Source organism: Streptomyces sp. NPDC004327 (assembly GCF_042873935.1).
In the GTDB taxonomy this organism is placed as follows: domain Bacteria; phylum Actinomycetota; class Actinomycetes; order Streptomycetales; family Streptomycetaceae; genus Streptomyces.
The window spans coordinates 832588-857656 of sequence record NZ_JBIAME010000001.1 but is presented as its reverse complement, the minus strand read 5'-3'; the positions used below and the strand labels follow the sequence as shown (position 1 = coordinate 857656).

17 protein-coding genes, 2 pseudogenes and 1 riboswitch are annotated in these 25069 nt (G+C 74.3%); of the genes and pseudogenes, 8 read left to right on the top strand and 11 right to left on the bottom strand.

Annotated elements, in window-relative coordinates:
* Window positions 1-11: 11 nt before the first annotated feature.
* From ACFYU9_RS03620 to ACFYU9_RS03610, 3 genes are all read right to left on the bottom strand, one after another.
* Window positions 12-446, bottom strand: coding sequence for a roadblock/LC7 domain-containing protein (locus ACFYU9_RS03620; RefSeq protein ID WP_389218117.1), 435 nt, complete (start codon window positions 444-446; stop codon window positions 12-14).
* Window positions 443-3340, bottom strand: a complete 2898-nt coding sequence (locus tag ACFYU9_RS03615; RefSeq protein ID WP_389341995.1) for a nitrate- and nitrite sensing domain-containing protein — start codon at window positions 3338-3340, stop codon at window positions 443-445. The genes ACFYU9_RS03620 and ACFYU9_RS03615 overlap by 4 nt, the downstream gene beginning before the upstream one ends.
* A 415-nt stretch (window positions 3341-3755) precedes the next feature.
* Window positions 3756-4658 carry an MHYT domain-containing protein gene (locus ACFYU9_RS03610; RefSeq protein WP_389341992.1) on the bottom strand — a complete coding sequence of 301 codons (903 nt, stop codon included), beginning with the start codon at window positions 4656-4658 and terminating at the stop codon, window positions 3756-3758.
* A 216-nt stretch (window positions 4659-4874) separates the two neighbouring features.
* Here ACFYU9_RS03610 and ACFYU9_RS03605 point away from each other — a divergent pair, with 216 nt between their 5' ends.
* The 3 genes from ACFYU9_RS03605 to ACFYU9_RS03595 all read left to right on the top strand — a co-directional run bounded on the left by ACFYU9_RS03605 (window position 4875) and on the right by ACFYU9_RS03595 (window position 8164).
* Window positions 4875-5477: a class I SAM-dependent methyltransferase gene (locus ACFYU9_RS03605; RefSeq protein WP_389341989.1), complete on the top strand. Its 603-nt coding sequence runs from the start codon at window positions 4875-4877 to the stop codon at window positions 5475-5477.
* 228 nt (window positions 5478-5705) lie between these two features.
* Window positions 5706-6608, top strand: a complete 903-nt coding sequence (locus ACFYU9_RS03600) for a hypothetical protein (protein WP_389218105.1) — start codon at window positions 5706-5708, stop codon at window positions 6606-6608.
* A gap of 170 nt (window positions 6609-6778) precedes the next feature.
* A complete protein-coding gene (locus tag ACFYU9_RS03595) occupies window positions 6779-8164 on the top strand; it encodes a tannase/feruloyl esterase family alpha/beta hydrolase (RefSeq protein ID WP_389341986.1) in 1386 nt (461 codons plus the stop codon).
* Between the two features lie 15 nt (window positions 8165-8179).
* Here the strand turns inward: ACFYU9_RS03595 and ACFYU9_RS03590 are convergent, their stop codons facing one another.
* Both ACFYU9_RS03590 and ACFYU9_RS03585 read right to left on the bottom strand, forming a co-directional pair.
* Complete coding sequence (locus ACFYU9_RS03590; RefSeq protein ID WP_389342977.1) at window positions 8180-8737, bottom strand: MOSC domain-containing protein; 558 nt, start codon at window positions 8735-8737, stop codon at window positions 8180-8182.
* 86 nt (window positions 8738-8823) lie between these two features.
* Window positions 8824-9897: a fatty acid desaturase family protein gene (locus ACFYU9_RS03585; RefSeq protein WP_389218099.1), complete on the bottom strand. Its 1074-nt coding sequence runs from the start codon at window positions 9895-9897 to the stop codon at window positions 8824-8826.
* Between the two features lie 280 nt (window positions 9898-10177).
* Here ACFYU9_RS03585 and ACFYU9_RS03580 point away from each other — a divergent pair, with 280 nt between their 5' ends.
* Window positions 10178-13105: a DEAD/DEAH box helicase gene (locus ACFYU9_RS03580; RefSeq protein WP_389342974.1), complete on the top strand. Its 2928-nt coding sequence runs from the start codon at window positions 10178-10180 to the stop codon at window positions 13103-13105.
* On the top strand, window positions 13102-14445 hold the full coding sequence (locus ACFYU9_RS03575) for an SWF or SNF family helicase (RefSeq protein ID WP_389341983.1): 1344 nt from the start codon (window positions 13102-13104) through the stop codon (window positions 14443-14445). Before ACFYU9_RS03580 ends, ACFYU9_RS03575 begins: the two co-directional genes overlap by 4 nt.
* A gap of 128 nt (window positions 14446-14573) precedes the next feature.
* Here ACFYU9_RS03575 and ACFYU9_RS03570 read toward each other — a convergent pair whose 3' ends face one another.
* Window positions 14574-15356 carry a hypothetical protein gene (locus ACFYU9_RS03570; protein WP_389218093.1) on the bottom strand — a complete coding sequence of 261 codons (783 nt, stop codon included), beginning with the start codon at window positions 15354-15356 and terminating at the stop codon, window positions 14574-14576.
* 122 nt (window positions 15357-15478) lie between these two features.
* Window positions 15479-16333: a bifunctional 5,10-methylenetetrahydrofolate dehydrogenase/5,10-methenyltetrahydrofolate cyclohydrolase gene (locus ACFYU9_RS03565; RefSeq protein WP_389218090.1), complete on the bottom strand. Its 855-nt coding sequence runs from the start codon at window positions 16331-16333 to the stop codon at window positions 15479-15481.
* A gap of 28 nt (window positions 16334-16361) precedes the next feature.
* Window positions 16362-16480, bottom strand: a riboswitch (ZMP/ZTP riboswitch).
* 138 nt (window positions 16481-16618) lie between these two features.
* Between ACFYU9_RS03565 and ACFYU9_RS03560 the strand changes: the two genes are divergently transcribed.
* Together ACFYU9_RS03560 and ACFYU9_RS03555 are read left to right on the top strand one after the other, a co-directional pair.
* A complete protein-coding gene (locus ACFYU9_RS03560; protein ID WP_389218087.1) occupies window positions 16619-17917 on the top strand; it encodes a GAF domain-containing protein in 1299 nt (432 codons plus the stop codon).
* A gap of 201 nt (window positions 17918-18118) precedes the next feature.
* Window positions 18119-19642 carry an aldehyde dehydrogenase family protein gene (locus ACFYU9_RS03555; protein WP_389218084.1) on the top strand — a complete coding sequence of 508 codons (1524 nt, stop codon included), beginning with the start codon at window positions 18119-18121 and terminating at the stop codon, window positions 19640-19642.
* Between the two features lie 111 nt (window positions 19643-19753).
* Here ACFYU9_RS03555 and ACFYU9_RS03550 read toward each other — a convergent pair whose 3' ends face one another.
* Both ACFYU9_RS03550 and ACFYU9_RS03545 read right to left on the bottom strand, forming a co-directional pair.
* A complete protein-coding gene (locus ACFYU9_RS03550) occupies window positions 19754-21727 on the bottom strand; it encodes an acetoacetate--CoA ligase (RefSeq protein WP_389341980.1) in 1974 nt (657 codons plus the stop codon).
* A pseudogene (locus ACFYU9_RS03545) lies at window positions 21724-22569 on the bottom strand (FAD-dependent monooxygenase); the annotation flags it as partial. The gene ACFYU9_RS03550 and the pseudogene ACFYU9_RS03545, both read right to left, overlap by 4 nt.
* Window position 22570: 1 nt before the next feature.
* On the opposite strand from ACFYU9_RS03545, the pseudogene ACFYU9_RS03540 reads away from it, so the two are divergent.
* A pseudogene (locus ACFYU9_RS03540) lies at window positions 22571-23716 on the top strand (MFS transporter); the annotation flags it as partial.
* Window positions 23717-23811: 95 nt separating this feature from the next.
* Here the strand turns inward: ACFYU9_RS03540 and ACFYU9_RS03535 are convergent.
* Together ACFYU9_RS03535 and ACFYU9_RS03530 are read right to left on the bottom strand one after the other, a co-directional pair.
* The gene (locus tag ACFYU9_RS03535; protein WP_389341977.1) at window positions 23812-24459 is read right to left on the bottom strand and encodes a TetR family transcriptional regulator; all 648 of its coding nucleotides are present in this window, start codon (window positions 24457-24459) and stop codon (window positions 23812-23814) included.
* A gap of 103 nt (window positions 24460-24562) precedes the next feature.
* A complete protein-coding gene (locus ACFYU9_RS03530; protein WP_389341974.1) occupies window positions 24563-24982 on the bottom strand; it encodes a hypothetical protein in 420 nt (139 codons plus the stop codon).
* Window positions 24983-25069: the final 87 nt, after the last annotated feature.

Genomic DNA, 25069 nt, shown 5'->3' with positions numbered 1-25069 from the left:
GGGGTCTCCGGTCAGCCGGCGGCCGGCGGGGTCACCGTGAGCCGCGGCGGGGTGTGCAGGTGCTCGCCGACCCGCTTCACCAGGCGGGCCATCTCGTAGGCGATGAGGCCGATGTCGGCGTGGGCGCCGCTGAGCACGGCCAGGCAGGAACCGTCGCCGGCGGCGGCGACGAAGAGGAATCCGTCGTCCATCTCGACCATCGTCTGGCGCACTCCGCCGGCGTGGAACTGGCGTCCGGCGCCCTTGGCGAGACTGTTGAAGCCGGAGGCGATGGCGGCCAGGTGCTCGGCGTCCTCGCGGCTCAGGCCGCTGGAGGAGCCGACGGCGAGTCCGTCGTTGGAGAGCACTACGGTGTGGCGGACCTCGCGGACGCGCAGGGCGAGGTCGTCCAGGAGCCAGTCGAGTTCGCCGGAGCGGTGGTGGGAGATCCTCTCGTGGTCGATCATTCGTCGTCTCCTTCACGGGCGGGGTCGCTGGGTACGGGGCCACGGCCGGAGTCCGGGGCGTGGCCGTTGCCGAGAGTCCGCCGCGGGGCGGCGGGGACGTCGGGAGTGCCGGAAAAGCTGGAGGTACTGGAAGTACTGGAGGTGCCGGGGGCGGCTCCGCCGCCGCGCCGCCAGCCGTCGCGATAGGCGGACATCCGGTCCCTGACCTGCTCCGGGGTCCGCGTCTCCGGGGCGTCGACGTCGCCGAAGAGGGAAGCCGGATCGGGCGCCGGCGGCGCCTGGCGCAGTTGCGGTACGAGGCTGGCCTGGCGCACGCGGCGGGGCAGGTCCCCGATGTCGCCGCCGTCGCCGTTCTCGCGTTCGCCCTGTTCCTGGCGCCGGCCCTGCTGCGAGCCGTCCTCCCGGGCGTCCTCCTGGCCGTGCTCCTGGCCTGGTTCCTGGGCCTGCCCCTCGCCCCGGCCGTCGTCCGGCGCCGAGTTGCGGGTCCGCAGGCTGGTGACTCCGGCCGGCGGCGGACCCGGTTCCGCGAGCGCGCGGGGCGAAGGGGACTCGGGGGCCGCGGGTGCGGAGGTACGGGGCGGGCCGGCGGCGGTACGGGGCCGGGGCACGGCGGGCTGGGCCGCGGCCGCCCACTCGCCCGCGGCACCGGGTCCGGCGGCGTGCGAGACCGTCTCCGGGGCGAGGGTGCGCCCGGGTGGGAGGGCGCCCTGCAGCACGTCGGTCGGGAGGAGGACGACGGCCGTGGTGCCCCCGTACGGCGAGGTCCGCAGGTGCACCTTGATGTCGTGCCGCGCGGAGAGGCGGCTGACCACGAACAGGCCGAGCCGGTCGCTGTCGAAGAGGTCCAGGGCCTCGGACCGGTCGATCCGGGCGTTGGCCTCCGCCAGGGTCTCCCTGCCCATGCCGAGGCCGCGGTCCTCGATCTCCAGGGCGTAGCCGTTGCCGACGGGCTCGCCGCTGATCCGCACCTTGGTGTGCGGCGGCGAGAACTGTGCCGCGTTCTCGATGAGTTCCGCGAGGAGGTGGGTGAGGTCGGCGACGGCGCCGCCGGTCACGGAGGTCTCGGGGAGCTGACGCAGCTCCACGCGCGCGTAGTCCTCGATCTCGGAGACGGCGGCACGGACGACGTTGGTGAGGGGGACCGGCACCCGCCAGGCGCGGCCCGGGGCGGCGCCGGAGAGGATGATGAGGCTCTCGGCGTGGCGGCGCATCCGGGTGGTGAGGTGGTCGAGCCGGAACAGGTCTCCGAGCTCGTTCGGGTCGTCAACCCGGCGCTCCATGCTGTCGAGCAGGTTGAGCTGACGGTGGACCAGGACCTGGCTGCGTCGGGCGAGGTTGACGAAGACGCCGGAGATTCCGCTGGCGAGTTCGGCGCGTTCCACGGCGGCGGACAGGGCCGCGCGGTGGACGGTGGTGAGGGCCTCGCCGACCTGGCCGATCTCGTCGAGCGGGGCGGGCCCCGGCGGCGCCTCGGCGTGCACGTCGAGTTCCTCGCCGGCGCGCAGCCGGCGCATCGCGGCGGGGAGCTTGCGGCGGGCGATCTCCAGGGCGGTGTTGCGGAGGCTGACGAGTTCGACGACCAGACCGCGGCCGATGCGTACGGAGATCGCGAGCGATGCGGCGACGGCGGCCAGGCCGAGCAGGACCGCGGCGGCGCCGGCCAGCGGCACACCGCCGCCGAAGGGGTCGTGGCGGTCGGCCGCCGCCGCGCGGGCGGCCTGTTCGACGGTGGTGGTGCCGTCGCGTACGAAGGCGTGGGCGGTGTCCCAGTCGCCCGGGGTGACGGCCTGGGCGGCGTGCCGGCCGGGCGTGGCGGCGAGGAGCCGGTCCTCGGCGGCGGTGAGCCCTCGGTAGCCGGGTGTGGCGGCGAGTTCGCGCCACGCGGTGCGCTGCGCGGTGGGCAGGTCGGCGGTCGCGGAGTCGGTGAGCGTGCGCCGGGCCGCCACGGCGCCGCCGAACTCGCGCAGCGGCCGGGCCTCGAAGTGGCCGGTGAGCTGGGCGGCACCGAGGAGTGTGTCCTCGCGGGCGAGCATCTCGCCGGAACGGGCGAGTTCGAGGAGCACGCGCGCCTCGGGGCCGCTGCGCGGGTCCTCGATGGAGGCGAGGGCGCCGCCGACGGCGAAGCCGGCCGCGATGGTCTCGGTGTACGTGGTGTAGAGCCGGTCCGCGTCGGCGCTTCCGGCGACGGCCGCGCCGCGGAGCCGGTCCAGGGACGCGGCCCGGGTCACGAAGGCGGCGAGCCGGGTGGAGACGTCGGCGGGCAGGCCGCCGCTGTCGGCGACGGTGTGCCGGTCGTCGAGGCGGAGCCGGGCGACGGCGGCGTCGGTGGCCCGGGCGCGGTCCTTCAGCTCGGCGGCGCGTCCGGCACCGGGGGCGGCCGCCTGGCGTACGGCGGCGCGGCGCTCGTCCTGGAGGGCGGCGAGGGCATGGACGACCGGCTGACGGACGTCGATGTCCACGGACTGGAGGAGCCGCAGGCGCGCGATGTCCTGGGCGGTGGTGACGGTGGCGAAGCCCCAGAGGGCGAGGAGCGAGACGACCGGGACCATGAGCAGCGAGACGATCTTCGCGCGGACGGTGCGCGGGCGCAGGCCGTGGGGGCCGCGGGCGGGTGGTCCGGCCGGCGCGGGCTCCGGCGGCGCGTCCGTCACGGGCGCGGTGGCGGGCGTGGTGGCCGCGGGCCCGGAACCGGCCCGGGTCGGCGGCTCCTGGGTGCGCGTGGAGTAGGGCTCGGAGGTCCGTGCGGCGGGGTGTTCCGCGGTCGGCTCGGCCGTCCAGGCGCGCGGTGCGGCCGGCTCGTCGGCGGGTGGTCCGGCGTGCGCGCGGCGGCCGCGGGCCGCGGTGGGCGGCTGTGCGGGAGCCCCGTCGTCCGGGGTCCTGCGGGGAGTTCGCATGGCCTCCTCGTTCCTTCGTGCACGGACCCGGTGGGAGCGGCGGGTCCGTTGGTGCTGGCGTGTGCGGGCGGGGGTTGACGAGGTCGGACGGGGGCCGACGGGTGTTGGGGGATGGCGCCTCGGGTGGGCGGGGCGGACTGGGTTGCGGGGATGGAGGGGTCGCGGGGTTGGGGGTTGCGGGGCGGCCGCGGTGGCCGGAGGTGCGGGGGTACGAGGCGGGGCGCGGTCGGGCGCGTGGACGAGGCCGGGCCAGGCGGGGGCGGGCGGAGGAACGGGACGGGACGGATGCGGCGGACGGAAGGGGGACCGGGACGGGATGAAACTGGGTGCGGCGGACGGGAATCCGGGGCCCGAGCGGGACGGACGGGCGTACGGGGCCGGCCGGGCGGACGACTTGCGCGGCCGGGCCGGCGGGTCAGGCGGGTGCGTCGCGGGGGTCGACCGGGCCGTGCACGGGGCCGGACCGGTGGGCGTAGGCGGGCGTGCGGCCGGGACCGGGGGCAGGGTCCTGCTCGTGGCGGAGGGCGGCGGGTGCGACGTCGACGGCGCGGTCGTCGGGTTCGGTGAGGCGCTCGGCGGAGGCGTAGGCGGCGCGTTCGCTCGCGGTCGGCGAGAGGGCGACGAAGGCGGCGGTGATGAAGAGATAGGAGCCGAGGCCGACGGCGAGCGGGAAGATGAACTGCATGGCGCTGACTCCGGACAGCGGCGCGGCGGAGGGGGCGACCTCGATCCCCACGGCGAACATGCCGGTGTAGTGCATGCTGCTGACGGCGGCGCCCATGACGAGGGAGGCGATCGCCACGGCCGCCGGGCGGTGGATGTGGAGCGCCGCCCAGAGGGCCGCCGTGGCGGCCACGACCGCGATGACGACGGAGAGGCCGACGAGCACCGGGTCGTAGGTCACCCGGCCGTGCAGCCGCAGGGCGGCCATGCCCGTGTAGTGCATGCTCGCCACGCCGACGCCGGTGGTGAGGCCGCCGACCAGGAGCGAGCGGATCCGGTCGCGGCCGTATCCGACGGCGAAGACCCCGGTGCCGACGACCAGCATGGCGATGACCAGGCTCAGGAGGGTGAGGGGCACGTCGTAGCGGATGTCGGTGCCGGTGACCCCGAAGCCGAGCATGGCGACGAAGTGCATCGTCCAGATGCCGGTGCCGATGGCGGAGGCGGCGGTGAGCAGCCAGTTGCGGCGTGAGCGGCCGGTCGCCTCGAGGGCGCGGACGGTGCAGCGCAGGCCGAGAGCGGCGCCGATGCAGGCCATCGCGTACGACAGCGCGGGTGTCAGCCAGCCGTAGGTGGCGTGGTCCAGGTGTCCCATGACTCGGGGACGCTAGTGGGCCTCCGGGGGCGCATCGGGGGCGCATTTCGAAAGCTGCTGGAATATGACAGAGAGACGTTCCCGCACGATCAGGGCTGGCTCGAACGTGCACACAGAAAGTTCACTCTTCCGGGCGATAAAGCGGTACATGGCGCCTTTGGAATCACGCCTGCGAGGGACAGCGGAGGCGCTTGGGCGTGACGGATCATGGGACACATGAGCGATGACCCCACACAGGTACGGGAGTTCTTCGGCGCCCGCGCCGCCTCCTGGGACTCCCGGTTCCCCGACGACGGCCCCGCCTACGCCGCCGCCGTCGCCGACCTCGGCCTGCTCCCCGGCGACGCCGTCCTGGACGCGGGCTGCGGCACCGGCCGCGCGCTGCCTCCGCTGCGCGCGGCGGTCGGGCCGACGGGCACGGTGATCGGCGCCGACCTGACGCCCGAGATGCTCATAGCCGCGGCGGACGCGGGCCGCGCCGGGGCCGGCGCGCTGCTGCTCGCGGACGTGGCCCGGCTGCCGCTGCGGGACGGGGCGCTCGACGCCGTGTTCGGCGCGGGACTGATCTCCCATCTCGCCGACCCCGGCCGGGATCTGCGCGAGCTGGCCCGGGTGGTGCGCCCGGGTGGACGGCTCGCGCTGTTCCATCCGATCGGCCGCGCCGCGCTCGCCGCCCGGCACGGCCGCCGGATCACCGACGACGACCTGCGTGCAGAGCCCCGTCTCCGTCCGCTGCTGACCGGCTCGGGATGGGAATTGCGCAGCTACACGGACGAGGACGACCGCTATCTGGCTCTGGCCGTGCGGAGTGACCGGTAAGGAGCGGCGCCACCACCTGACGGTCCCCGGGCACGGACGGACGGAGGCTGCCGGCCCGAAGCGGCCTGCGCGGAGCGGTCGACCGGCACGGGATCGCCGCTCAACGAATCCGGCTGTCGAGAAGTTCCGGAACTTCCGGGGAGATCAGGGAACAGCTCTCGACGGGCGGGTTACTCACTGGTTAGGGTGCGCCGACGACCAGACGGGGACGCAGAAGGGGAGGCTGACGTGGGTGCACCGGAACCCGCCGCGAGCGGCACCGCCACCGGCACGGCCGGCGACACCGGCGCCGACGCCGCGGACGACGACGCGCTGTTCGTGCTGACGGCGGCACTGCTCACGCCCGCTCAGTTCCCCAGCGTGCTCGGCGACGACTATCCGGCGGCCTGCGCGGCCCTGCGCCTGGAGGCGTGGCCCGGCGGCTACGGGCTCGTGCTCGGCCAGGACGGCACCGGCGCCCGGTGGACGGTGATCGTCGACGACGTGTCACTGGTCGCGGTCGCCATCGCCTCCTGGGACTGCGGCATGGAGTACGACCTCTCCCCCGACGAGCGGTCCGTGGTGTGCGCGCTGCCCGGCTGGCCGCTCGCCGTCGCCACCGCCGCGCCCGGCCTCCCGGCGCCCCACGACCCCGCGCCCGAGGAGGGCGACCCGGCGCCGCTCGCCCCGCCGGACGGCGCCGCCTGGGGTCCGGCCCAGCGGCGCATGGGCGCCGACATGGTCGCCCTGCAGTGGGCGCAGTGGCGGGCCCGCACGGGTGACGCCGGGGACGGCGGGACCGAGGCGGTCGCCAGCGGGAGCGGCCCGGGTGCGGACGGACCGGACGGGGCGGGTGGCGAGGCCGGGGGCGATGCCTCCGGGCCGTCCGGCGCGGTGCGCCGGGTCCTTCGGGAGCTGGGCGCGTACGTCGAGGAGGCACCGCCCGTGGGCCGGGTCCGGTCGGCGTTCGCGGCCGGAGAGGCGCGGATGCTGCGCGCCGACGGCCCCGGCTGGTCGCTCGTGGCCCGCACCGACGACATGGCGTTCGTCCTGCTCGACGACGCGCCGAACGAGGTGCTGCCGGTGACGCGCGGCCCCCGGCTGCCCGCGCTGCTCGACGCGCTGGACGCGATGGCCGTACGGCCGAGCTGAGCACGCGCCACATGGTGCGTGCCGAGGTGGTGTGGTCCGGCCCCATGGCCCGGCGGTCGGGGTGCTCGCAGGATGTGGCGGCGCCCATCCGGCGCGCCTGAACCGCGTCCGTACCGCGCGCTCCTGACCGCGCGCCCGTACGGCTGCCCTGCCGTCCCATCGGAGGCCCCATGCGCCCGTCCCGAGGCGTTCCCCTGCTCGCCGCGCTCCTCACGAGTCTCGCCGTCCTCGGTCCCGCCGCGCCGGCGGGGGCGCGGGAAGCACCGCCCGGAGCGGTCGGCCACTGTGCCCGGCTCGACCGGATCGACGTGCCGGGTGCGGAGCGCCAGGAGCCGGCCTGTCTGGCGGATCTGACGACGGCCGGCCTTGCCGGCACGCCGTACACCGACCTGGCCGACCAGGCGGGACTGTCGGCGAGGGGCACGATCAGCCCCTCGGGCGTGCCCGGCGTCCAGATCGACGGCTACTTCCCCGACGACTCCCGGCTGAACGCCACCCACGGCTGGGCGCACGACGCCCAGTTCGTGATCCGGCTGCCCGACCGCTGGAACGGCGGCCTCGTCGTCACCGGCGCGCCCGGCACCCGCCGCCAGTACGCCACGGACACGATCATCTCCGACCAGGTCCTGGCGCAGGGCTTCGCCTACGCCGCCACCGACAAGGGCAACACCGGCCCCGACTTCTTCACGGACGGACGGGCGCCCGGCGACGCCGTCGCCGAGTGGAACCGGCGGGTGACCGAGCTGACGAGGGCCGCGAAGAAGGCCGTACGGCAGCGGTACGGGACCGCCCCGCGCCGCACGTACATGACGGGCATCTCCAACGGCGGGTATCTGACCCGCTGGCAGCTGGAGAACCGGCCCGAGCTGTACGACGGCGGCGTCGACTGGGAGGGCGTGCTGTGGACCGCACACGGCCCCAACATGCTCACCAGCCTGCCGGTGACCGTGGCCCGGCAGTTCGGCACGGCGACCGACGAGGACCTGCTGCGGGCGGGCTTCGCTCCCGGCTCGCGCTTCCTGTGGCCGTACCACGAGCGGGCGTACTGGGGGCTGACGCAGAAGGTGTTCCGGGCCGAGTTCGACCCTTCGTACGACCCGAAGTGCCCGGGCGCGACGGCCGGTTCGACGGTGGAGCAGATCCTCGCCCCGTGCGCGTCGGACGCCTCGTACGACTATGCCGCGCGGCCCGCTCCGGTGCGGCGGGCGGTGGCGCGGGTGGCGCTCACCGGGCGGATCGGGAAGCCCCTGATCACGCTGCACGGCGACCTGGACACGCTGCTGCCGATCGCCACCGACTCGGACGTGTACGCGCGGATGGTGGACGGGCGGGGGCGGGGCGCCCTGCACCGCTTCTACACGGTCCAGGACGGCACCCACACCGACGGCCTGTACGACAGCTTCCCGGACCGGCTGCGGCCGGTCCTGCCGTGCTACCGCTCGGCCTTCACGGCCCTGACCCACTGGGTGGAGGAGGGCGACGTGCCGCCCGCGGACCGGGTGATCGCCCGGCCGGCGAGCGGTGACGTGGTCAACTCCTGCGCCCTGAAGGGGTAGCGGGCAAGGAGAGGGTCAGACCATCTCCAGGGGGCGGTGCGGCTGCGCCGGCAGTTCGACCCGGATCGCGTCGCCGGGCCGCACCTCCCCGCCGGTCAGCACGACGGACATGATTCCCGCCTTGCGGACGATCCGCCCGTCCTCGTCGCGGCCGAGGACCTGCTTGAGCAGTCCGTGCCGGTAGTTGTCGATCTGGGCGCACGGGTTGCGCAGTCCGGTGACCTCGACGACGGCCTCGTCGCCGAGGTGCAGCCGGGTGCCGGTGGGCAGGCCGAGCAGGTCGATGCCGCGGGTGGTGACGTTCTCGCCGAGGGCGCCGGGGGCGACCTCGAAACCGGCGCCCGCCACCTCGTCGAAGAGCTCGCCGTGGATGAGGTGGACCTGGCGCAGGTTGGGCACGGTCGGGTCCTTGGCGACGCGGGAGCGGTGCTTGACGGTCACTCCGGCGTGCACGTCGCCCTCGACGCCGAGGCCGGCGAGGAGCGTGATGCTCGTGCGGTTGGGCTTGGTGAACGAGTAGACGCCGTTGCTGCTGACCGTCGTGACGGTGCCGGCGCCGAAGGCCTCGGTCATCCCCGCGGCCGTACCTTCGGGCGTTGCTGCGCTCATGATGCGGTGCTCCCCTTCCCCTGTCGCGCCGGATTGGCGCGTTCTCGACCCTATGCGACGCCCTGGACGCGCAGCGGGGCGCCCACGTCGTGCAGATGGCCGAGGGCCTGGCGGTAGGACTCGACGAAGCCGGTCTCGGTGTACGGGAGGCCGAGCGCCTCGCAGTGCGCGCGGACGGCGGGCTGGGCCAGGCGCAGATGGGGGCGGGGCATGCTGGGGAAGAGGTGGTGCTCGACCTGGTAGTTGAGGCCGCCGAGGAACCAGTCGGTGACGGCGCCGCCGCGGATGTTGCGGGAGGTGAGCACCTGGCGGCGCAGATGGCCCCAGGAGTCGCCGTCCGGGTGGGCGTCGGGCATCTCCATGCCCTTGTGGTTGGGGGCGAAGGCCATGCCGAGGTGCACGCCGAGCAGCATCTGGTGGAGCAGTGCGAAGACCAGGGCCTGGAGCGGGGTCAGCAGGGTGAGCAGGAGGGCCGTGTAGCCGGCGAGGTGGGCGAGCAGCAGGGCGCCCTCGACGAGGCGTTCGCGCCGGGTGCGGCAGGGGCCGGTGCGCGAGAGCAGGGCCTGGACGCCGTACACCTTGAGGGCGATGCCCTCCAGGGTGGTGAGCGGGAAGAAGAGCCAGGCCTGGTGGCGGGTGAGCCAGCGGCGTAGGCCGGTGCGGTCTGTGGTCTGGTGGGCGGCGAAGACGAGGACGTCGGCGGCGACGTCCGGGTCCTTGTCGAGGTGGTTGGGGTTGGCGTGGTGGCGGTTGTGCTTGTCGTTCCACCATTCGCGGCTCATGCCGAGGAGCAGGTTGGCGTGGACGAGCTGGATCAGGCGGCTGATCCCGCGGTCACGGGTGATCTGCGCGTGGCCTGCGTCGTGGCCGACGAAGGCGATCCGGGCGGAGAGGAGGGCGAGCGGCAGGGCGAGGACCAGGGCCCACCAGGACGGGCCGATGAGCACGAGTCCGGCGACGACGGCGGCGACGCCGAGGAGGTTGGCGGCGATGCCGCGGGCGTACCAGGCGGGTCGGTGGTCGAGGAGTCCTTGCGCCTTGACGGCCCGGAGGAGCGGGGTGAACTCGCTGGCGGCGGGGCGGCGTTCGGGGGCGGTGAGGGTCGCGGTGGCGGCCTGGGGCATGGCGGTCTCCGGGGTCCGTGGGACGGGGCGAAGGGAATACCGCAAACCTATGGATCGTTGATCGTCGCGGGCCATGGCGTCACCACCCGGACGGGGTCGGGGGGCGTCCCGGGGGCGGGGGTGGGGCCTTCCCCACCCCACGAGCGGGGTGTGGCGTGGATCACGCCGCCCGTGCGTGCGCGGGAGTGGGGAGTTGAGTATCCTCGGCCGCTCGACCCAGTAGTCAAATTTGAGGAATGCGTTGTCGCAGTCGCTCCCGTCCTCGGTCCCGACCTCCCACCTGACCTCGCTCCCGGCCTCGCTCCCCACCTCCGAACTCGCCCGCTGCTCCGTCCTCTTCCTGCCCGCCGATCCGTACCGCGCGGGCCGGATCGCCTTCTGGTCCCCCGACCCGCTCCAGTCCGGCACCGAGCTGACCGTCGTCGACGACGACATCCGGCCGCGGACCGTCCGGGCGCACCTCCTGTCCGTACGCGAGGCCCTTCCCGTCCTCGCCCGCGCGCGCTGCGACGAGAACGCCTCCCCGTCGGCGGCGTTCTGGGGCGCGGCCGCGCTCTTCTCGCTGGACCTCGTCGCGCGCGGCCTGCTGCTCCCCGGCCTCACCGCGCGCGACCACGACGCCTGGCGCGTCGGCCCGCTCGCGCCCGAGGACCTGGCGGCACTGCGCGACCTGGCCGCCTCGATGCCGCCGTCGGCACATGCCGTACCCCTGCCGGAACGGGACGAGGACGGCGGGCCGCTGCTCCCCGAACCCGAGGGACTGCTGCGGGCGTTCGCGGACGCCGTCGCCGACACCCTCCCCCGAACCCCCGCCGCTCCGCTCGCCGCCGGCGGACCCGCCTTCGCGGCCGACGAGCACCACGAGCCCGAGACGCTGCCGCACCAGCGGGCCTGGGCGGCGGACGTGTCGGCCGTCCATGACGCGGGCGTACGGCTGTCGCTGCGGGTGGAACTGGTGGACGCGGACCTCTCCGGCACCACCGGCACGCCGTCGTTCCGCGCCGTGCTGCAGATGCACGCCGTGGCCGATCCCGGGCTCGTCGCCGACGCGGCGGACGTGTGGGCCGGCACGGCTCCGGCGGCCGCGGCCTTCGGACCGCGGGCGCGGCTGGACGCGCTGCTCGCGCTGCGGCGGGCGGCGCGGGCCTGGGCCCCGTTGTCGCCGCTGCTCTCGGCGGCGGTGCCCGACGCGATGGAACTGGCCGACGAGGAGGTCGCGGAGCTGCTCGGGCCGGCCGCTCGCGCGCTCGCCGCCACCGGCGTACGGGTGCACTGGCCGCGCGACCTGGCGCTCCGGCTCACGGCGCGGGCCGTGATCGGCCCGCCGGACGAGCAGGACGGGCCGAGCACGTCGGTCACGCCGGGCGGCTCCGGTATCGGTGCCGACGGCCGGGGCGACGCGCTGCCCTCGTTCCTCTCCGCCGACGCCCTGCTCGCCTTCCACTGGCGTTTCGCGATCGGCGACGAGGAGCTGACCCGCGAGGAACTCGACCGGCTCGCCGAGGCCGGCCGGCCGCTGGTGCGGCTGCGCGACCAGTGGGTGGTGGTCGATCCAGACGAGGTGCGGCGCGCCCGGGCGCAGCAGGACCGCAAGCTGACCCCGGTCGACGCGCTCGGCGCCGTGCTCACCGGCACCACCGAGGTCGACGGCCGGCAGGTCGAGGTCCAGGCCACCGGCTGGGTGGAGCGGCTGCGGGCGCGGCTCGCCGACCCGGAGGGCGGCGAACGGGACATCGCCCAGCCCGCCGCGCTCGCCGCGACGCTGCGCGACTACCAGCTGCGCGGCCTCGGCTGGCTGCACCGGATGACCTCGCTCGGCCTCGGCGGCTGCCTCGCCGACGACATGGGCCTCGGCAAGACCATCACCCTGATCGCACTGCACCTGCACCGGCAGACCGACCCGGCGGCGGCCGGTCCGACGCTCGTGGTCTGCCCGACCTCGCTCATGGGCAACTGGCAGCGCGAGATCGAGAAGTTCGCGCCCGGCACGCCCGTGCGCCGCTTCCACGGCGCGTCGCGCTCCCTGGAGGGGCTCGCCGACGGCGAGTTCGTGCTCACCACGTACGGCACGATGCGGCTCGACGCGCCCCGGCTCGGCGCCAAGGCGTGGGGTCTGGTCGTCGCCGACGAGGCGCAGCACGTCAAGAACCCGTACTCGGCGACGGCCCGCGCGCTGCGCACCATCGGCGCGAAGGCGCGGGTGGCGCTGTCGGGCACACCGGTCGAGAACAACCTCTCCGAGCTGTGGGCGATCCTCGACTGGACGACCCCGGGGCTGCTCGGCGGCCTCGGCGCGTTCCGTACGCGGTACGCCACCGCCGTCGAGGGCGGCACCGACCCGGGCGCGGCGGCGCGACTCGCCGCGCTCGTGCGGCCGTTCCTGCTGCGGCGCCGCAAGTCGGACCCGGGCATCGCGCCCGAGCTGCCGCCGAAGACGGAGACCGACCGGACCGTGCCGCTCACGAAGGAACAGGCGGGCCTGTACGAGGCGGTGGTGCGCGAGACCCTGGCGGCGATCGCCGAGGCGGACGGGATGGAGCGGCGCGGTCTGGTGGTCAAGCTGCTCACGGGCCTCAAGCAGATCTGCAACCACCCGGCGCAGTATCTGAAGGAGGACCCGCGAGAGGGCCCGAAGGAGGGTCGGCCGGGCGGCTCCGGGGACCGGATCGCGGGGCGCTCGGGGAAGCTGGAGCTGCTCGACGAACTCCTCGACACGATCCTCGCCGAGGACGCGAGCGTGCTGGTCTTCACGCAGTACGTGCGGATGGCGCGGCTGTTGGAGGCGCATCTGGCGGCGCGCGGCGTGCCGACGCAGTTCCTGCACGGCGGCACGCCGGTCGCCGAGCGGGAGGCGATGGTCGCCCGCTTCCAGAACGGCGAGGTGCCGGTCTTCCTGCTGTCCCTGAAGGCGGCGGGCACCGGCCTCAACCTCACCCGGGCCGGCCACGTCGTGCACTACGACCGCTGGTGGAACCCGGCCGTGGAGGCGCAGGCCACCGACCGGGCGTACCGGATCGGGCAGACCCAGCCGGTGCAGGTCCACCGGCTGATCGCCGAGGGCACGATCGAGGACCGGATCGCGCGGATGCTGGAGCGCAAGCGTGCGCTGGCCGACTCGGTGCTCGCCTCGGGTGAGGCGGCCCTGACGGAGCTGACGGACGCGGAGCTGTCGGAACTGGTGCGGCTGCGCGGGGAGGACGGACGATGAGCGGGTACGGAGACGGGGCCGGGGACGGGTCCGGGGACGGCGGGGAGTACGGCGCGGACGGGGACGAGACGCGGACCTTCGCGGCGCTGCCGCGCGTTCAGGGCGGCGCCTTCGCCCGCACCTGGTGGGGACGGGCGTGGCTCAAGGCGCTGGAGGACACGGCGCTCGACGGCCGGCAGCTGAAGGCGGGGCGGCGACACGCCCGGGCCGGGGCGGTGGGCGCGGTCTCGGTGCGGCCGGGCCGGATCACGGCCGTGGTGCGGGACCCGGACGGCGCGGCGTACCGCGGTGACGTGCTGCTCCAGGAGCTCTCCGAGGCGCAGTGGGACCGGCTCGTCGACCTGGCGGTGGCCAGCGCGGGGCACATCGCGGCCCTGCTGGACCACGAGATGCCGCCGCACCTGGTGGAGGACGCGGCGGCGGCCGGGCTCGAACTGCTGCCGGGCATCGGCGACCTGGAGCCCGAGTGCGGCTGCGACGCCTGGGACCACTGCCCGCACACGGCGGCGCTCTGCTACGAGGTGGCGCGGCTGCTCGACGAGGACCCGTTCGTGTTGCTGCTGATGCGGGGGCGCGGCGAGCGGGCGCTGATCGAGGCGTTGCAGGAGCGCAGCGCGGCGCTGGCCACGGCGGAATCCGACGAGGCCCGGGGCGGACGCTCCGGCGTGGCGAGTGGGTCGGGCGTGGCGGGCGGTCCGGGCGTGTCGGCGGCGGAGGCGTTCGCGGCGGGCGGCATCCTGCCGCCGCTGCCGGCGCCGCCGGTCCCGGCCGGCGCGCCGGGCGAACCGCCCTCGCTCGACACGGAGACCGGTCCGGAGCCGGGCCTGGACCCGGCGGCGCTGGAGTTCCTGGCTGCGGACGCGGCGGCCCGGGCGCACCGGCTGCTCTCCGGTGCCGTCTCGCTCGCCGACCCGCCGCTGACGCCGGACCAGGACGCGGTGCGGCTGGCGGCGGGCTCCCCCGCGCCGTGGATCGCGGCCCGGCTGGCCACCGGATCGGGCCGCACCCGGACGGGTCTCGACCTCGCGGTGCGCGCCTGGCGCCTCGGCGGCCCGGCCGGTCTCGCGGTCCTGGAGGAGGAGTGGGCCCCGGACCCCGAGGCCCTGCGCCGGGCCGGGAGCCGGCTCCTGGAAGCCTGGGATCCCGCCGACCGCCCCGAGCTCCACCCGTCCGGGCCGGCCCGCTGGACCCTTCTCGGCGCGGGACTCCAGCTGCGACTCGGTGAGGACGGCCGCTGGTGGCCGTACCGCGAGGAGTCCGGCCACTGGGCCCCGGCGGGTCCTGCGGAGCACGACCCGGCGGCGGCGCTGGCGGGCGTGACCGAGGGGGCGGAAAGCTAGCGGCGGGCGGCGCGCCGGCGCAGCCCGTACGGCCACAGGCGCCCCCGCGTGGGCCGTACGGCCACAGTTGCGCCCCCGCGCAGCCCGTACGCCCCGAGACGTGCCCATGCGCCCGCGCGCACCCGCCCTCACTGCAGGTGTGTCGTCAGCTTCCTGCCCGTGCCCGACGGCGTGGCCAGGCTGCAGGCGATCCTGTCCTCGCCGAGCAGGTAGCTGGTGCGGTACGGGTACTGGACGAAGGTGGTCCAGCGGGTGCCGAGCGGCTGATCGGCGGCCTTGGCGCGCAGGAGCGGCCGGCAGAGGGCGGCGGCCGTGTCCCGTACCGCGCGGTCGTCGGCGTAGTCGCCGGTGAGGAGGGGACGGGCGACGACCTCGGCGTCGTGGGGCGTGTCGCAGCCGCGGGGGACGACGGTGCCGGGCGCGTCGCGGGCGATGTCGAAGCAGTCGCCGACGCGCAGCGTGTCGTACGGCGTGCGCGCGTGCGGGCGCGGCGTGGCGCGCTGGCGGGGCGAGGGCTCGGCCGTGGTCCCGGACGGGCTCGGCACGGCGGTGCTGCCGGTGGTGGCACCGGCGGTGGCCGCCTGGGTGCCCTTGGCCTCGGTCCGGCCCCCGGCCGTGCGGCCGGTGGTTCGGATGGGCAGCGGCGTGGGGCTCTCGGCCTGCGCCGAGGGATGTCCGCCGGTCGATCCGGCGGACGGGGCGACCGGGTCGGCCGGGGAGCCCGTCCCGGCGGTGTCGTGGGCCGGGAGCGACGCGCCGTGCGGGCCGTTCCCGGCGGCGCCGCCGTGAGCGGTCAGGGCCACCGAGAGCGCCACTATGGTGGCGAGCGCGGCGACCGGCAGGACGACGGCGCCCGGCCGTCTGGGCGGCCGGGCGTCGCGGGACGGGGTTTCCGTCGGCGGGCGGAGCATGGGGATCAGCCTCACCCGAGCGCGCCCATGTGGCGAGCGATACCGGCGAGTTGGGCCCCGCCCGTACAGAACCGTGACAATCCCGCCGCTCGGACGAGACCCGGGGCCCATGGCATCGAGACCTACAGCCCGAGCTGGCGCTCGGCCGCGTCGACGGTCTGGGCGAGCAGCACGGCGATGGTCATCGGGCCGACGCCGCCGGGGACCGGGGTGATGAGGGAGGCGCGCTCGGCGGCGCTGTCGAAGTCGACGTCGCCGACGTTGCCCTCGTTGTAGCCGGCGTCGATGACGACGGCGCCGGGCTTGATGTCCTCGCCCCTGATGAACTGCGGCTTGCCGACGGCGGCGACCAGGATGTCGGCCTCGCGGACGGCGGCCGAGAGGTCGGCGGTGCGGGAGTGGCAGTAGGTGACGGTGGCGTCGCGGCCGAGGAGCAGCAGACCGGCCGGCTTGCCGAGGATGGCGCTGCGGCCGACGACGACGGCCCGCTTGCCGCTGAGCTCGACCTCGTACTCGTCGAGCAGCCGCATGATGCCGCCGGGGGTGCAGGAGACGAAGCCGGGGAGGCCGAAGCCCATGGCGGCGAAGGAGGCCATGGTGACGCCGTCGACGTCCTTCTCCGGGGCGATGGCCTCGAAGGCGGCGCGCTCGTCGATGTGCGGGCCGACCGGGTGCTGGAGCAGGATGCCGTGGACCTCGGGGTCCTCGGAGAGCGCGGTGATCGCCGCGACGAGTTCCTCGGTGGTGGTCTCGGCGGGCAGCTCGACGTGCTTGGAGCGGATTCCGGCCTTCGCGCAGCGGTTCTGCTTCATCTTGACGTACGTGACGGAGGCCGGGTCGGCGCCGACGAGGACGGTCGCGAGGCAGGGCGTGACGCCGGTGCGGCGGGTGATCTCGGCGGCGCGGGCCGCGGTCTCCTCGACCGTGCGGCGGGCGAGCGCGGTGCCGTCCATGAGGCGTGCGGTGCTGGTGGACATGGGCCACTCCTGGGCGTCGTCGAGGAACGTGGTTCGCCCAGGCGCACGGCTGCGACACGGACACGTGCACCGGCCAGCCGAGTACGCGCGTCCGCCGGGCCGCTCCCCGGTGGTGATCCACCTCAAGCGCCAGTCACGGCCCGGTCCCACTGTACGTGACGTCCGGGTGATGGGTACCGGTCAGGCCGCATATGCGGGCCGGTCCGGGCGCTTGTCGGCGGGCCGCGCGGGCACGACGATGACGTCCACGGTGCGGACGACCTCGACGGGGAGGCCGAGTTGAGCGTGGGCGACACACGGGGCGACACCTGGGCGGACACGGACGAAGCGGCGGTGCGGCGGGCGCACGAGGCGTTCACGGCGGGCGGCACGCCGGCCGCCCCGCCGCACTCTCCGCCGGTCCGGCGGCTGGTCGCCGAGTCCTGGCGGCGTTCGGCACGGGCGCGGGTGAGCCCGGACGGCACGGCGCGGGTGGAGCTGGACGAGGAGGAGCTGGCCGGGCACCGGGAGGAGCATCCGCTGGCGGCGGCGATGCCGGTGATCCGGGAGCTGATGGGCGCGTACGCGCGGGACGGCGAGCATCTGCTGGCGGTGTGCGACGCGGCGGGCCGGATGCTGTGGGTGGAGGGGCATCCGGGGAAGTTGCGCCTGGCACGCGGGATGAACTTCGTCGCCGGAGCGCGCTGGTCGGAGTCGGCGGCGGGGACGAACGCGCCGGGGACGGCCATGGCGCTGGACCGGCCGGTGCAGGTGTGCGCGGCGGAGCACTTCCGGCGGCCCGTGCAGGCATGGACCTGCGCGGCGGCGCCGGTGCACGATCCGCGCAGCGGGCGGCTGCTGGGGGCGGTGGACATCACCGGCGGGGCCGGGCTCGCGCATCCGCACAGCCTGGCGTTCGTGCAGGCTGTGGCGCGGGCCGCCGAGTCCCAGCTGGCGCTCGTCTCCCCCGCCCCGGCGGCCGGCCGGCCGCTGCTCACGGCGCTCGGCAGGGACGAGGCGCTGCTGTCCGTGGCGGGGCGGCGGCTGCGGCTGAGCCGCCGGCACAGCGAGATCCTGGTGCTCCTGGCGCAGCGCCCGGAGGGCGTGACGGGGGACGAGCTGCTCACGCTGCTGTACGAGGACGAGTCGGTCACCCCGGTGACGCTGCGGGCGGAGCTGTCCCGGCTGCGCGGTCTGCTCGGCCCGGAGCTGCTCGCCTCCCGTCCGTACCGGCTGACGCGGGAGGTGGACGCGGACTTCGCGGTGGTGGACCGGCGGCTGGCATCGGGGGCGGTGTCGACGGCGCTCGGCGGTTACGCGGGTCCGCTGCTGCCGTCGTCGTGCGCGCCGGGGGTGGTGCGGCTGCGGGAGCGGCTGGCCGGGCGGCTGCGGGCGGCGCTGGTGGACCGGGGCGATCCGGGGCTGCTCGCGGACTGGGCGTACAGCGCGTGGGGCGAGGACGACGTGACGGTGTGGCGGGCGCTCGCCTCGGCCGTACCGGCGGCGCAGGCCCCCGCGGTACGGGCACGGCTCGCCGCCCTGGACGCCGAACTGGCCTCGGACGCAACGGGGTTGCAACGTACGGCGGCGCACACTCGCCGCTGACGGCCGGTCGGGGCCGGCACGGCCGCGGCGTCGCGGATCGCGTCGCACGTGACAGCGCACGCGGTACCGCATCGCGCCACGGTTCGCGTCGCACGTCACACCGCGGACCGCCCCGCCCGTCCCACGGAACATCGCATCGCACGTCGCATCGCACGGCGCACTGCACGTCGCACTGCGCGTCGCCCCGAGGAGGCCATGCCCATGACCCGTTTCGCCGCACCCGGTACCGAGGGTTCGCTCATGTCGTACGCGGCGCGCTACGACCACTGGATCGGCGGTGAGTACGTCGCCCCGGCGGGCGGCCGGTACTTCGAGAATCCGAGCCCCGTCGACGGCCGCCCGTTCACGGAGGTGGCCCGCGGCACCGCCGAGGACGTGGAGCGCGCGCTGGACGCGGCGCACGCGGCCGCGCCGGCCTGGGGCCGTACGGCGCCGGCCGAGCGGGCGCAGGTGCTGCTGCGGATCGCGGACCGGATGGAGCGGAACCTGGAGGCGCTGGCGGTCGCGGAGAGCTGGGAGAACGGCAAGCCGGTCCGCGAGACGCTGGCCGCGGACATCCCGCTCGCCATCGACCACTTCCGCTACTTCGCGGGCGCGCTGCGCGCCCAGGAGGGCGCGCTCAGCCAGATCGACGACGACACCGTCGCGTACCACTTCCACGAGCCGCTGGGCGTGGTCGCCCAGATCATCCCGTGGAACTTCCCGATCCTGATGGCGGTCTGGAAGCTGGCGCCCGCGCTCGCCGCCGGCAACGCGATCGTCCTGAAGCCGGCCGAGCAGACCCCGGTCTCCGTCCACTACTGGATGAGCCTGGTCGCCGACCTGCTGCCGCCCGGTGTGATCAACATCGTCAACGGCTTCGGCGAGGAGGCCGGCAAGCCGCTCGCGTCCTCCCCGCGGGTCGCGAAGATCGCCTTCACCGGCGAGACGACGACGGGCCGGCTGATCATGAAATACGCGGCGGAGAACATCAAGCCGGTCACCCTCGAGCTGGGCGGCAAGTCGCCCAACCTCTTCTTCGACGACGTCTCGGCGGCCGACGACGACTTCCTCGACAAGGCCCTCGAAGGCTTCACCATGTTCGCCCTCAACCAGGGCGAGGTGTGCACCTGTCCCTCCCGGGCCCTGATCCAGCGCGGCCACTACCACGACTTCCTCCAGGCGGCGATCACCCGCACGGAGGCCATCGTCCCCGGCCACCCACTGGACACCGACACCATGATCGGCGCCCAGGCCTCCTCCGACCAGCTCGCCAAGATCCTCTCCTACCTGGAGATCGGCCAGCAGGAGGGTGCCAAGATCCTGACGGGCGGTCAGCGCGTCGAGCACGGCGGCGAGTTGGCGGGCGGCTTCTACGTCCAGCCCACCATCTTCGAGGGCGACAACCGCATGCGGATCTTCCAGGAGGAGATCTTCGGCCCCGTCGTCGCCGTCACCTCCTTCACCGACTTCGACGACGCCATCCGCACCGCCAACGACACCCTCTACGGCCTCGGCGCCGGCGTGTGGACCCGCGACGCCACCACCGCCTACCGCGCGGGCCGCGAGATCCAGGCGGGCCGCGTCTGGACGAACTGCTACCACGCGTATCCGGCGCACGCGGCGTTCGGCGGGTACAAGCAGTCGGGGGTCGGCCGGGAGACCCACAAGATGATGCTGGAGCACTACCAGCAGACGAAGAACATCCTCCAGAGCTACTCCCCGAAGAAGCTCGGCTTCTTCTAGCGGTCGGTGGGAGACCCGTGAGTCCTCAGGCATCGACGGGCCCCACGCGAAACGGCGCACGTGGCAGGAAGACCAGGGTGAGAGCGACGGCGAGGGTGATCTGCGCGGCTGTCATGCCGACCGGCCCCGGCGTTCGGCGCCCAGGTGGGCGAAGTGGTCGATGAGGTCGGGGGCGTCCACGGCTGCCGGGTTGACGACCTGCTCGACCGGGGCGCCCTGGAGGATGCGTTTGACGGGGACTTCGAGTTTCTTGCCGGTGCGGGTGTGCGGGATGCCGGGGACTTCCAGGATCTCGTCGGGGACGTGGCGGGGTGAGGCGCCGGTCCGGATCGCCTCCTTGATCTTCTCGCGGAGCGGGTCGTCCAGGGTCGCGTCGGCGGCGAGGACCACGAACAGCGGCATCCAGTAGCCGCCGTCGGGTTCCTCCGCGCCGATGACGAGGGCCTCGGTGATCTCGGGGAGGCGTTCGACGACGTCGTGGATGTCGGCGCTGCCCAGGCGTACGCCGTTGCGGTTGAGCGTGCTGTCGGAGCGGCCGTGGACAATTACGGAGCCGTGGGAGGTGAGGGTGATCCAGTCGCCGTGGCGCCACACGCCGGGGTGGGAGGAGAAATAGGCGTCGCGGTAGCGGGCGCCGTCGGGGTCGTTCCAGAAGTACAGCGGCATGGACGGCATCGGGCGGGTGACGACCAGCTCCCCGACCTGGTCCACGATCGGGAGGCCCTCGGCGTCGTACGCGGCCAGGGCCACGCCCAGGTGGGGCGCTGACAACTCGCCAGCCCAGACCGGCGTGTTGGGGGCGCTGCCGGCGAAGCCGGAGACGACGTCCGTGCCGCCGCTGGTGGAAGCGAGCAGGACGTGGTCGCCGACGTGGTGGCGGACCCAGGGGTAGGCGGAGGCCGGCAGGGCGGAGCCGGTGCAGCCGACGACGCGGATCGACGACAGGTCGTGCGCCGAGGGGTCGACGCCGTACTTGGCCATGCCCAGCAGGTACTGGGGGCTGGTGCCGAAGACGGTCACCCGGTGGCTCGCGGCCAGCTCCCACAGGACGTCGAGCTTGGCGAAGGGCGCCGGGCTGCCGTCGTAGGTGCACGTCGTGGCGCCGGTGAGCAGTGTGGAGGCGACCAGGTTCCACATCATCCAGTGGGTGGTGGTGTACCACAGGAGGCGGTCGCCGGGGCAGAGGTCGGAGTGGAGGCCGAGGGTCTTGAGGTGTTCGAGCAGGACGCCGCCGTGGCCGTGGACGATGCCCTTGGGCAGGCCGGTGGTGCCCGAGGAGAACACGACCCACAGGGGGTGGTCGAAGGGCACCGGTGTGCAGGTGAGTTCCTCGGTGCGGGTGGAGGCGTCCTCCCACGGCATCACCGGTGACGGGTACGCCTGTGGCGCCCACGGCAGGCCCACGTGGTCCACGAGCACGGTGGCCTTCAAGGTCGGCAGCGCACAGGTGAGTTCGAGGGTGGCGTCTCGGCGGTCGTGGGTGGTGCCGTTGAAGAGGTAGCCGTCGGCGGAGATCAGGACGGTGGGTTCGAGCTGGGCGAATCGGTCGGCGGCGGCCTTGGGGGCGTAGTCCTGCCCGCAGACCGACCACACGGCGCCCAGGCTCGCGGCGGCGAGGAAGGCGACGATCGCGTGCGGGGTGTTGGGCAGGTAGCCGACGACCCGGTCCCCCTTGCCGACGCCCAGGTCGCGCAGGGTGGCGGCGACGGACGCGACCTGGGCGCGCAGCCGTTTGCCGGTCACCTCGTATCCGGAGCCGGTCTCGTCGAGGGCGATGATCGCCACGGTGTCGTCGGTGAGGTTGCGCAGGGCGTGGTGGGTGTAGTTGAGGGTGGCGCCGGGGAACCAGCGGGCGCCCGGCATCCGCTCCTCCGCGAGCACCTGCTCGTACGGGGTGTCCGCGTCGATGTCGAAGTAGTCCCACACCGCGCCCCAGAAGCCTTCCAGGTCGGTGACCGACCAGTGGTGCAGAGCGGCGTAGTCGGTGCCGTCCACGCCGGCGTGGCGGGCGAAGTGCATGATGCGGCTGTCGGCGACGGCCCGCGGATCTGGCGTCGTGAAGGGTGCCGGGTACGGCCTGGTCATCGTGTGGCGCTCCTCGGCAGGCTGTTCTCTACGGTCCGTGGGGAAGGGTCGGGGGTGCGCGTGGTGTGCAGGAGGGACGCCCAGGCGGCGGTGTCCGTGAAGTCGTGACCCCCGGCCGGGACGACGTCCATGACGACGCGGTCGGGACGCAGCAGGACGGCGTCCGCCCGGCCGGCGCGCAGCCAGGGCGTAAGGGTTCCGTCGTCACGGAGGTCCGCCACGGGGATCGCCGGGACGCCGAGCCCGTGGGCCAGGGCGCGCAGCGAGGGCCAGGGCTCGGCGGCGGTCAGGACGGTGAAGGTGTCGCCGAGTACTCCGTCGAGGCGGCTGCGCCGGCCGTCGCGTCCCACCACCCATGGTTGCGGGCAATGGGTGCCCACGAGGCTCCTGCGCATACGGCGCCGGACGAGGGGCCCGGCGGTCAGGGGTGGGCTGAGGTCGCGGCCCGCCGCCGCGGTCAGGCCGGGTATGCGGCAGGCGGCGGCCAGGATCCTGCGGCGCAGTGCGGCGGCGCCGTCCTGGCCGCCGGTCATGGCCCAGCCCATGGCGACCGCGAGCCGGATCACATGCCGTGCGTGCGGCTTGCGCTCGCTCTCGTACGTGTCGAGGAGACGCTCGTCCCCGCCCTGGCCCAGGACGCGGGCCAGCTTCCAGGTGAGGTTGTGGGCATCACGCAGGCCCGCGCACAGCCCCTGCCCGACGAACGGCGGGGTGAGGTGGGCGGCGTCGCCGAGGAGAAAGAACCGTCCGCTGCGCCACCGGTCGGCCACCCGCGCCCGGAAGGTGTACTGCGTCTCCCGTACGACGTCGAAGTCCCCGTCGTACGAGGGCGACAGCCACGGGGTCGCCGCCGGCCCGGTGGCCGCCGGCTGGCTGCTGGAGGAGCACGCCTGGGGTTCCACCTTCCTCATGAACGTCCCGCTCGCGGTGCTCGGCGTCATCGGCGCACTGCTCCTGGTGCCGCCGTCCAAGGCGGAGGGCATGGGCCGGATCGACTACGTCGGCGGTCTGCTCTCGATCGTCTTCATCGGCAGCCTGGTCTACGCGACCATCGAGGGCCCGCACTTCGGTTGGGGCGCCGGCCCGATCACCGCGGCCGTCGTCGCCGCTGTCGGCCTGGCGGCCTTCGTGGCCTGGGAGTTGAAGCATCCGAACCCGATGCTGAACGTGCGCAAGTTCAAGGAGCGCCCCTTCAGCGGCTCGATGCTCGCGGTGCTGTTCTTCTTCGGCACCTTCGGTTCGATCTACTACTCCACCCAGTTCCTGCAGTTCGTTCTCGGCTACAACGCCCTGGAGACCGGCATACGCCTTCTGCCGCTGGCCGGAGCCGTGTTCGTCGGCGCCGCGGTCACCGGCAAGCTGGCCCCGAAGCTGGGCGTGAAGCCGGTCGTGGGCGCCGGCATGGTGATCGGCACGGCGGGCGTCTTCCTGCTCACGCAGATCGAGTCGGGCTCAACGTACTCGGACTTCCTGACGCCCCTGCTGATGCTCGGCTTCGCGATCGGCCTGAGCCTGTCCCCGGCCACCGACACCATCATGGGCTCCTTCCCCGAGTCCGAGCTGGGCGTCGGCGGTGGCGCCAACGACACGGCGCTGGAACTCGGCTGCGCCCTGGGCATCGCCGTGCTCGGCTCGCTCCTCGCGACGTCCTACAAGGACAAGCTGACCGGCATGGTCGGCGGTCGCCTCCCGGCCGAGGCGATGGACACGGCCAAGGACTCGGTGGGCGGCGGCCTCGCGGTCGCCGAGCACATCGCCAAGTCTCCGGGCGGTGGCCCCCAGCAGGCTCAGACCCTGATCGAGGCGGTGCACGAGTCCTTCGCCCACGCCATCGCGCACACCAGCCTCATCGGCGCGATCATCATGGGCGCCGGCACCCTGATCGTCATCGCCGTGCTGCCCGGCCGCAAGGCCACCGGGAAGCACCGCCAGGAGGAGTCGGCGGCGGCGGAAGCAGCGGCCGAGTGCGAACCCGTGGGCGCGGTCTGAGCCCCACAGGTTCGGCCCGTCCCCTTTTTGTTGAAGACCCCGATGCCTTCGCACCGGGGTCTGATCCATCTCCGCACCAACAGCCGTGCTGCGACTCAGCTATCGGCGACGGCTTCCGCCGCGATCGCGGCGGCCACGTCATCGACCACGAGGCGCGCCTGCTTCTCCGGCACACCGGCCGCGATGAGCGTGGCGACGGCCGTACGCGTCCCGTCGTCCTCCAGCGCGCCGGTGTTGACCTGTTCCAGCAGGGCGACCGTCATCGCCTCCAGGCCGGCACCCATGACCGCGGGCGGCAGGTGGGAGTGGAAGACGCCGTCCCGCTGCCCCCGTTCCAGAATGGCGGTGACCGTGACGCGGGCGGGTTCGAGGATCTCGGCGACCCGTTCCATGCCCAGGTCCCGTTGGGCCAGCGCCAGGAGCATCCGGTAGCGGTCGCCCACCGGCCACATCGACAACGAGAAGCGCGCGAGTGCCGGCTCGGCCGGTTCCGTCGCCTTCACCCCGGCCGCCGCGGCGGCCTGGAGAGCCTCGGCGGCTTCCTCGGCCAGCGCCTCCAGGAGCGCCGCCCGTCCGGGGAAGTGCCCGAAAAGAGTGCGCCTGACGACACCGGATGCGCGCGCCAGCTCCTCCAGAGTGGTGTCGGGGTTCCGTCCGAGCTCCTGGCGCGCTGTGGCCAGGATGCGCGCCCGGTTGGACCGTGCGTTGCGTCGCTGCGGCACACGGCCAACGGGCTGGGACACGGAAGACCTCGATGATGAAAACCGGACGAAGAACGGGCACATCCATTCTGACATGTGAGTCCCGCCCCGATCCGTGGCCACATCCCCGGATCGGCCTTCCTGCTCAGGCGGGAAGCTCCTTGATGCTCGCCGGCTCCTGCGGGTCGACCCCGTTGAGCCGGTGGCGGAAGTCGCTGGAGCTGGGACAGGCGGCGCGGCGCGAGCGCATGATGGAGCCCAGCAGACGGTGGGCCTCACGGGCGTGCCAGGGGCTGAAGGAGAGGACGTCGTCCGCGTAGCGGCGGCGGGCGTCGCTGTAGGCGTCCTGGGCGGGCAGGTGGAGTACGGCCACGACTTCGTGGGGTGACAGCTCCTCGGGCCACAGGACCGACGCGTCCTCCACGGGCATGCGGTCGATGTCCGTGCACAGCTGGGCGCGGATGTCGTACTCGGCGCTGTGGTGCGCGAAGAAGTCGACGACGAGGTCGCGCAGCGCCGACTCGCCGGCCTTCTTCTCGACAGGCCGGCCGGTCAGGGCCCGCACGTTCGCGGAGCGCGGCGCGGCCGAGATCTTGGCGACGCTCGGCGTTCCCGCCGACAGACGCCCAGCGTGTGACGTCGATACCGGGGT

What these genes read in the sequence shown, in the direction of transcription:
- ACFYU9_RS03620 (WP_389218117.1), bottom strand. Translation starts at nt 446, where the DNA reads ATGATCGACCACGAGAGGATCTCCCACCACCGCTCCGGCGAACTCGAC.
- ACFYU9_RS03615 (WP_389341995.1), bottom strand. Translation starts at nt 3,340, where the DNA reads ATGCGAACTCCCCGCAGGACCCCGGACGACGGGGCTCCCGCACAGCCG.
- ACFYU9_RS03610 (WP_389341992.1), bottom strand. Translation starts at nt 4,658, where the DNA reads ATGGGACACCTGGACCACGCCACCTACGGCTGGCTGACACCCGCGCTG.
- ACFYU9_RS03605 (WP_389341989.1), top strand. Translation starts at nt 4,875, where the DNA reads ATGAGCGATGACCCCACACAGGTACGGGAGTTCTTCGGCGCCCGCGCC.
- ACFYU9_RS03595 (WP_389341986.1), top strand. Translation starts at nt 6,779, where the DNA reads ATGCGCCCGTCCCGAGGCGTTCCCCTGCTCGCCGCGCTCCTCACGAGT.
- ACFYU9_RS03590 (WP_389342977.1), bottom strand. Translation starts at nt 8,737, where the DNA reads ATGACCGAGGCCTTCGGCGCCGGCACCGTCACGACGGTCAGCAGCAAC.
- ACFYU9_RS03585 (WP_389218099.1), bottom strand. Translation starts at nt 9,897, where the DNA reads ATGCCCCAGGCCGCCACCGCGACCCTCACCGCCCCCGAACGCCGCCCC.
- ACFYU9_RS03575 (WP_389341983.1), top strand. Translation starts at nt 13,102, where the DNA reads ATGAGCGGGTACGGAGACGGGGCCGGGGACGGGTCCGGGGACGGCGGG.
- ACFYU9_RS03570 (WP_389218093.1), bottom strand. Translation starts at nt 15,356, where the DNA reads ATGCTCCGCCCGCCGACGGAAACCCCGTCCCGCGACGCCCGGCCGCCC.
- ACFYU9_RS03565 (WP_389218090.1), bottom strand. Translation starts at nt 16,333, where the DNA reads ATGTCCACCAGCACCGCACGCCTCATGGACGGCACCGCGCTCGCCCGC.
- ACFYU9_RS03555 (WP_389218084.1), top strand. Translation starts at nt 18,119, where the DNA reads ATGACCCGTTTCGCCGCACCCGGTACCGAGGGTTCGCTCATGTCGTAC.
- ACFYU9_RS03550 (WP_389341980.1), bottom strand. Translation starts at nt 21,727, where the DNA reads ATGACCAGGCCGTACCCGGCACCCTTCACGACGCCAGATCCGCGGGCC.